Here is a 7,295-nt window from a genome sequence, read left to right on the forward strand (position 1 = left end):
CCCTGGCCAGTAGGCGTCGGTCAGCTTGCGCGCCACAGCCGGGAAGGCCGAGGCAAAGGTCAAGGCCGCAGCCTGGTTGGGCACGTGCACGATCAGCGGGTGATCAGCCGGGCGGCCCTTGGCAGCAAAGATGCGCGCCACGGCGGCATCGTCATCGGCGCGGGCACCCAGGCCATAGACCGTCTCGGTAGGCAGGGCCAGCAGGCCGCCGTCAGCCAGACGTTGGGCTGCTTGCTCGATGGCGTCAGCTTGTTGTTGAGGATCGAGCAGGCGCATGGTCGTCAAGGGCGGGGCAAGGTCGGTCGAGTTGATCGAGGGCGGTTAAGGCAGAGCGGGCCAGGGCGACAGGCGATCAGAAAGGCTCGATGCCCAGGATCGCTGCCGCTTTGAGCGCCACCTCGCGCGCCGCAGCTGGCGTGGCGCCGGTCACCGTCAGGTGCCCCATCTTGCGCGCCTTGCGGGCTTCGGTCTTGCCATACAGGTGCAGGTGGGTGCCGCTGAGCGCCAGCACGGCGGCCCAGTCGGGCTCTTGCTGCTCGGTCGCACCATCATCCGCCACACCAGGGAACCACAGGTCGCCCAGCAGGTTGAGCATCAGGCAGGGGCTATGCAACACGGGCTCGACCAGCGGCAGGCCGGTCATGGCGCGCACTTGCAGCTCGAACTGCGACACGTCACACGCGTCAATCGTGTGGTGACCGGAGTTGTGCGGACGCGGGGCCATTTCGTTGGCCACGATGCGGCCATCGGCCAGCACGAAGAACTCGATACACAGCACGCCCACGTAGTTCATGGAGGCAGCGATCTTGTGCGCCGAGGCATAAGCCTGCTGCGACACGGCTTCGGTCACGTTGGGCGCGGGCACGGTGGTCACGGCCAGGATGCCGTCGCGGTGCAGGTTCTGCTGCAGCGGGAAGTGCACGACCTGGCCATCGCGGCCACGGGCCACCAGCACACTGACCTCATAAGCCAGGGGCAGCATCTTTTCCAGCACGCAGCCCACGCGCTTCAACTCATCCCAGCCGGCGATGAGTTCGGCGCGGGTCTTGACGCGGATCTGGCCCTTGCCGTCGTAGCCCAGGCGGGCGGTTTTCAGGATGCCGGGCAACAGGTCGTCCGGCACAGCGGCCAGTTGCTCGGGCGTCTCGATCAAGGCGTGCGGGGCGCAATCCACGCCGCAGCCCACGAAATGGGCCTTTTCACGGGCACGGTCCTGGCAGATGGCGACGGCGCTGCCAGCTGGCGCCACAGGGCGCGTTTCGGCCAGCTTGTCCAGCGCCTGGGCAGGCACGTTTTCGAATTCGGTGGTGATGGCGGCCGACACCTGGGCCAGCTTCGCCAGACCAGCCTCATCGAGATAGGCCGTCTGGATGTGCTCGTGCGACACCAGGCCCGCAGGGCTGGTGGCATCGGCATCGAGCACCGCCGTGCGGTAACCCATGGCTTGCGCAGCGTGCACGAACATGCGGCCCAACTGGCCGCCGCCCATCACGCCCAGGGTGGCGCCAGGGAGGATCACGTCCTTCTTGCTGGTCATGCCTTGGCGTCCATGGTCAGGTCATTGGTCATGGCGCGGGCCACTTCGGTCTGGCGAGCGCGGAAGGCGTCCAGCTTGGCGCGCAAGGCTGCGTCACCGTTGGCCAGCATCGCCACTGCGAACAAGGCGGCATTGCCTGCCCCGGCCGTGCCGATGGCGAACGTGGCCACGGGGATGCCCTTGGGCATCTGCACGATCGAGTGCAGCGAATCCACGCCTTGCAGATGGCGGGAAGGCACGGGCACGCCCAGCACGGGCACCGTGGTTTTGGCTGCCAGCATGCCCGGCAGGTGAGCGGCACCGCCAGCACCGGCGATGATGGCCACCAGGCCCCGGTCAGCGGCGGCTTCGGCGTAACGGAACATGTCGTCGGGCATGCGGTGCGCCGAGACCACCTGCGCCTCGAAAGGCACGCCGAACTCGGTCAGAATGTCGGCAGCATGGCGCATGACGTCCCAGTCGCTGCTGGAACCCATCACCACACCCACTTTCACAGTCTTCACACCAGTCGTGTCTGTCACGGCTTGATCCTTTTTCGCCACATCAAACCCGGGATTTTAGGCGCTGGCCGCCCGCCCGCCCACCTTCATCCTCGCCAGATCTGCCCAACATGATCGACATCACGCTAGAAAATTTCGAATCCGACCTGATCGCCACCTCGATGCAGGTCCCCGTTTTGCTCGATATCTGGGCGGAATGGTGCGGCCCCTGCAAGGCCCTGGGGCCCGTGCTGGAGCGACTGGAGGAGGAATACGCCGGCCGTTTCGTGCTGGCCAAGGTCAATGCCGACGAGCAGCAGGAAATCGCCGGGCAACTGTCGCAAGCGTTCGGCGTGCGCTCCATTCCGTTTTGCGTGCTGTTCAAGGGTGGCCAGCCGGTTGACGGCTTCGTGGGTGCCCTGCCCGCTGAAAAGATCCGCGAGTTCCTGAGCAAGCACGTGCCCTCGGAAGGCGAAATCGAAGCGGCTGAAGAAACCGCCGAGGCCGAGCAACTGGCTGAAGAAGGTGATCTGGACCACGCCATCGCCAAGCTGGAAGACGCCATCGCCAAAGACCCCGGCAATGACGAGGCCCGCTACGACCTGATCAAGCTGCTGCTGACAGAAGGCCAGGTGGAGGCCGCCAAACACATCTTCCTGCCCGTGGCTGGCCGTGCCACCGGCCCCGTGCCGGAAGCCCGCCCGCTGGCCTTCAGCCGCTACATTTCGGCTGTGCAGGCCGCGCGCCAGGGCCGTGCCCCGCAAGAACTGGAAGCGGCCATCACGGCCAACAAGCGTGACTTCGAAGCCCGCTTCGAACTGGCCCAGTTGTTCTGGGCCGCCAGCCAGCCCACCATGGCCATGGACGAGCTGCTGGAAATCATCATGCGTGACAAGACCTGGAACGATGAGGCCGCACGCAAGACCTATGTGGCCATCCTCGAAGTGATGACCAAGCCACAGCCCAAGCCCGTGGCGGGCAAACCTGTGGCCGGCGCGCCTGGCGCGGCAGACAAGCCCAAGCTGGAAATCGCCGGCAAGGTCGAGATCGTGGGCAACGATCCGGTGATCGACCAGTACCGCCGCAAGCTCAGCATGGCGCTGTTCTGATCGGCTCGCACGGCATGCATCCCCACCCGGCCATGATCTCCACCGAGCTCGTCACGCTGCAAGCCAATGGCGCTGAGCAACCTTTTCTCAGCTGCCGTGTGGCTGGGCCGAAAGGGGCGCCCTTGCTGCTGTTCCTGCACGGTTTCCCAGAGGCGGCCTTTGTGTGGGATGCCTTGCTGCAACGCTTTGGCGATCGCTACCGCTGCGTGGCGCCCAATCTGCGAGGCTACCCAGGCTCTTACGCGCCAGCCGATGTGAAGGCCTATCGCGCCAACATCGTGCTGGGCGATCTGATCGCCCTGATCCAGCAACAAGCCGCCACATCGGATACGCCTGCTGCAGCCGTGATCGCCCACGACTGGGGTGGTGCGCTGGCCTGGGGCCTGGCCGCTGTCGCGCCTCAGGTGATGCAAAGGCTGGTGATCCTCAACGCGCCGCACCCAGGGCTGTTTCTCAACGCCTTGCGAGATGATCCGGACCAGCAGGCCGCCAGCAGCTACATGAATCTGCTACGCACGCCTGGCATCGAGCCCCAACTGGCGGCACATGACTTCGAACAGATGTGGCCCTTCTTCGAGCGCTTTGGCGGCGCCACCTGGCTGACGCCGGATCTGCGCGCCCAGTATCGGCAAGCCTGGTCAGCCACGCCGCAACCTGCAGGGCAAGCGAACACGGCCACCTCGGCCTTGACTGGCCCGCTGAACTATTACCGCGCCTCGCCTTTGCATCCACCCACCTCACCCACCGATGCGATCAATACGCTGCAATTGCCTGACGCCTTGCTCTATGTGAACGTGCCGACCAGTGTGATCTGGGGCGAAGCCGATACGGCCTTGCCGCCCAGCCTGCTTGACGGCCTGTCTCGTTACGTGCCCAAACTGCACATCACGCGCCTGCCTCAGGCCACTCACTGGGTGCTGCACGAGGCACCGCAAGAAGTAGCGCAAGCCGTGGAAGCCGCGCTGGCGCGTTCGCCCGAGTAAGAAACAAACACAAGAGAAGGCCTGCCCATGAGCGCACCGCTGATTGCTGCCCCCGAGCTGATTGCCGCCCTGGCGCGTCAGGACCAAGACTGGCTGCTCATTGATTGCCGCTTCAATCTGGGCAACCCTGCTGCAGGCGAACTGGCTTATGCGCTAGCGCACGCAGCAGGCGCCTTGTACGCCCATCTGGACCGGGATCTGTCCGGCGCAAAGACCGGCCGCAACGGTCGCCACCCCTTGCCCACCACCGAAACGTTCGTACAGACCGTGCGTACATGGGGCATCACCCCCGGTACACGCGTGGTCGCGTATGACGATGCCGGTGGCATGTTCGCAGCACGCCTTTGGTGGCTGCTGCGCTTTCATGGTTTTGATCAGATTCAGGTACTGGATGGCGGCTGGCAAGCCTGGCTGGCTGCGCAGGGCCCTGTTGATACGGCAAGCCCCGCACGCCAGCCCTCGGCCTTCAAGGCCCAGACGCGTCAAGACTGGCTGACCGACGTCGAACATGTGCTGGCGCACCTGAACCAGCCCGGCCAGCAGGCGCTGATCGACGCACGCGCGGCAGACCGCTTCCGCGGCGAGAACGAGACCATGGATGCAGTTGGTGGCCACATCCCCGGCGCGCGCAACCGCTTCTTCCAGCTCAACCTCCAGGCGAACGGCCAGTTCAAACCTGCAGATCAGTTGCGCGACGAATTCCAGGCTCTGCTCGGTCAAACGCCGATGACGGCGGTGGTGCACCAGTGCGGCTCCGGCGTCACGGCTTGCCACAACCTCCTGGCCATGGCGCACGCCGGGTTGCCCGCCACCCGGCTGTACGCGGGATCCTGGAGCGAATGGTGCAGCGATGCCAGCCGCCCGGTTGAGCGCTGATCTCCCCGCACGCCCTCGCACGCCGCTCACGTCCAGGCATCCCCGCCAAACGGTCGCCCTCAGCCGACAAACGGTTGAGCGGCATGTCGCGCCTGTGAACAGCTGCTCGCAACAAGTCGTAAGCCAGCGCTAAAGCGTCGGATTTGTCACGGTTATCCGGCCTTCCTGCCCGAGGTGCGCCACCCAGAATTCCTGTCGCGAGGACATCATTTCCTCAAGAGAAGGGGTTTTGGCTATGCATGCAAGCACCAACCGGCACCTACGAAGGGTGCATCAACAAGGCTTCACGCTGATCGAGGTGATGATCGTCGTGGCCATCGTCGGCATCCTGTCTGCCGTGGCCTATCCGGCCTATCAGGACTATGTGATCCGCAGCAAGATTCCGGATGCCACGTCCTATCTGGCCTCGCGCCAGACCCGCATGGAGCAGTGGTTCCAGGATCAACGCACCTATCTGAACACCGCAGGCACTTGCGGCGGCACAGCAGCGTCGGACACCACCACCAGCAACTATTTCAACTTCACCTGCGCCGGCACCGCCACCACCTACACGCTGACGGCAACGGGCAAGAGCCAGATGGCCGGCTTCACCTACACGGTCAATGACGGCGGCACCCGCGCCACCACCGCCGTTCCAAGCGGCTGGACGACCAACGCAGGGTGCTGGGTCACCAAGAAGGGCTCCCTATGCTGAAGCTCAAAACATCACGCGGCATGACGCTGATCGAACTGATGGTCGGGCTGACCATCATGGCTTTCCTGCTGCTGTCCGGCGCGCCCTCCCTGACGGAGTGGGTCCGCAACTCGCAGATCCGCAGCGCAGCCGAGTCCATCATGACGGGCCTGCACCACGCACGCACCGAAGCCGTCAAACGCAACAGCAGTGCCCGCTTCCAGCTCACCAGCTCGCTGAACAACGATTGCGCGATCAGCGCGAATGGCATGAACTGGGTGGTCAATCTGAACGCCAGCACGACTCCCGCCGGTAACTGCGGCAACGCCACGTCCGACACGGTCGACCCCTTGATGGTGCAAAAGAGCGTGGCGGCCTCCTCGTCGGCCATCACCGTGACCGCCTCGCAAGCTGCCGTGAGCTTCAATGGCCTGGGCCAGCAAACCCCGACCAAATCACCCGATACCGTCATCGGCACCATGACCATCGACGTGACCTCCACCTCCGGCGCCTGTCTGGGCACGGATGGCTCAGGCACCTTCCGTTGCCTGCGCATTGTGGTGTCGCCAGCTGGCCAGGCCCGCATGTGTGATCCCTCCATGGGCACCACGACATCCAACGCTCAACCTACCGCGTGCTGACATGAAAAAGATCATCCACACCCAACAGTGTGGGCGGCCCGCTCGCTCACAGTCTGCACAGACCGGCGTGATGCTGCTGGAGGCCATGGTGGCCATCCTGATCTTCTCGCTGGGCGTGCTGTCGGTCATCCAGTTGCAGGCCGTGTCGATCAAACAGGCGACGGGGGCGGAATACCGTTCCATGGCGGCCCTGCTGGCCAACGATGTGATCAGCCGCATGTGGGCCAGCGATAAAACGGCCAACGCCCTGCAAACCAATTTCAGCAGCAGCACGGCAGGTGCCAGCTACACACAGTGGCTGAGCACCGTCCGCAACTCAGGCCTGCCCAATGTCAGCAGCGACAAGAGCACGCTGCCCACCGTGACGTTCACCACGATCCCCGCCACAGCCTCTGGCCCCGCCAGCAGCAGGGCGGAGGTGACCGTGTTCTGGCAAGAACCCGGTGACACGACCACGCACAGCTACATCGCCGTGGCGCAACTCAGGTAGGAGCCAGACAGCATGCGCGCGCACGCCCATCAAGTGGAAAGAGGCTTCAGCCTCATCGAGATCATGGTGGCTCTGGCCATTGGCATGGCCACCGTCGTGATCATGATGCAGATGCTGAGCAACTCCGAAGCCAGCAAACGCACATCCGGCGGAGGCAACGACGCGCAAATGAACGGCACGCTCGCCTTGTTCAACCTGGAGCGCGATATCCAGGCCTCTGGCTACGGCATCAATTCGTTCAACGTGCTCGGGTGCAATGTGACCTACACGACCAGCACAGACAGTGTGAGTGTCACCATCCCGCTGGCACCCACGACCATCAATCCACCCACCACCAAGGTTCCTGCGGGTGACGCCAATACGGACACCCTGCTGGTGGTCTACGGCAACGGCTCAGGCTCGTCCGAAGGCGACCCCCTGATCAGCAACTCCACGGCAGGCAGCTACCCAGTCAGCACGACCTCGTCGTTCAACATCGGTGACGTGGTGATGGCCCAGGCCTCCGTG

10 protein-coding genes are annotated in these 7,295 nt (G+C 64.4%); 7 read left to right on the plus strand and 3 right to left on the minus strand.

Features of this window, described 5'->3' with window-relative positions:
- From EPO09_RS16820 to purE, 3 genes are all read right to left on the minus strand, one after another.
- On the minus strand, positions 1 to 276 hold a 276-nt coding region (locus tag EPO09_RS16820), incomplete at its 3' end, for a Sua5/YciO/YrdC/YwlC family protein (RefSeq protein WP_290644705.1).
- A gap of 76 nt (positions 277 to 352) precedes the next feature.
- A complete protein-coding gene (locus EPO09_RS16825) occupies positions 353 to 1,537 on the minus strand; it encodes a 5-(carboxyamino)imidazole ribonucleotide synthase (RefSeq protein ID WP_290644692.1) in 1,185 nt (394 codons plus the stop codon).
- The gene (purE, locus tag EPO09_RS16830; RefSeq protein ID WP_290644707.1) at positions 1,534 to 2,040 is read right to left on the minus strand and encodes a 5-(carboxyamino)imidazole ribonucleotide mutase; all 507 of its coding nucleotides are present in this window, start codon (positions 2,038 to 2,040) and stop codon (positions 1,534 to 1,536) included. The genes EPO09_RS16825 and purE overlap by 4 nt, the downstream gene beginning before the upstream one ends.
- Positions 2,041 to 2,147: 107 nt before the next feature.
- Here purE and EPO09_RS16835 point away from each other — a divergent pair, with 107 nt between their 5' ends.
- The 7 genes from EPO09_RS16835 to EPO09_RS16865 all read left to right on the plus strand — a co-directional run.
- Positions 2,148 to 3,125: a tetratricopeptide repeat protein gene (locus EPO09_RS16835; RefSeq protein WP_290644694.1), complete on the plus strand. Its 978-nt coding sequence runs from the start codon at positions 2,148 to 2,150 to the stop codon at positions 3,123 to 3,125.
- Positions 3,126 to 3,139: 14 nt separating this feature from the next.
- On the plus strand, positions 3,140 to 4,108 hold the full coding sequence (locus EPO09_RS16840; protein WP_367200080.1) for an alpha/beta fold hydrolase: 969 nt from the start codon (positions 3,140 to 3,142) through the stop codon (positions 4,106 to 4,108).
- A 27-nt stretch (positions 4,109 to 4,135) separates the two neighbouring features.
- On the plus strand, positions 4,136 to 4,984 hold the full coding sequence (locus tag EPO09_RS16845; protein ID WP_290644696.1) for a sulfurtransferase: 849 nt from the start codon (positions 4,136 to 4,138) through the stop codon (positions 4,982 to 4,984).
- Between the two features lie 268 nt (positions 4,985 to 5,252).
- The gene (locus EPO09_RS16850) at positions 5,253 to 5,678 is read left to right on the plus strand and encodes a type IV pilin protein (RefSeq protein ID WP_290644697.1); all 426 of its coding nucleotides are present in this window, start codon (positions 5,253 to 5,255) and stop codon (positions 5,676 to 5,678) included.
- Entirely contained in the window at positions 5,672 to 6,298 is a 627-nt protein-coding gene (locus tag EPO09_RS16855) for a GspH/FimT family pseudopilin (protein ID WP_290644699.1), read from the plus strand. The genes EPO09_RS16850 and EPO09_RS16855 overlap by 7 nt, the downstream gene beginning before the upstream one ends.
- Position 6,299: 1 nt before the next feature.
- Positions 6,300 to 6,788 (plus strand): type IV pilus modification protein PilV, encoded by a 489-nt coding sequence (pilV, locus tag EPO09_RS16860; RefSeq protein WP_290644701.1) that lies wholly within the window; start codon positions 6,300 to 6,302, stop codon positions 6,786 to 6,788.
- A 12-nt stretch (positions 6,789 to 6,800) separates the two neighbouring features.
- Positions 6,801 to 7,295: PilW family protein (locus EPO09_RS16865; protein ID WP_290644703.1), on the plus strand; the 495-nt coding region annotated here is incomplete at its 3' end.

It is taken from the genome of Aquabacterium sp. (assembly GCF_004297345.1).
Taxonomy (GTDB): Bacteria; Pseudomonadota; Gammaproteobacteria; order Burkholderiales; family Burkholderiaceae_C; genus Aquabacterium.

Coding starts and splice junctions, on each gene's coding strand:
- EPO09_RS16825 (WP_290644692.1), bottom strand. CDS start 1,537: ATGACCAGCAAGAAGGACGTGATCCTCCCTGGCGCCACCCTGGGCGTG.
- EPO09_RS16845 (WP_290644696.1), top strand. CDS start 4,136: ATGAGCGCACCGCTGATTGCTGCCCCCGAGCTGATTGCCGCCCTGGCG.
- EPO09_RS16855 (WP_290644699.1), top strand. CDS start 5,672: ATGCTGAAGCTCAAAACATCACGCGGCATGACGCTGATCGAACTGATG.
- EPO09_RS16835 (WP_290644694.1), top strand. CDS start 2,148: ATGATCGACATCACGCTAGAAAATTTCGAATCCGACCTGATCGCCACC.
- EPO09_RS16840 (WP_367200080.1), top strand. CDS start 3,140: ATGCATCCCCACCCGGCCATGATCTCCACCGAGCTCGTCACGCTGCAA.
- pilV (WP_290644701.1), top strand. CDS start 6,300: ATGAAAAAGATCATCCACACCCAACAGTGTGGGCGGCCCGCTCGCTCA.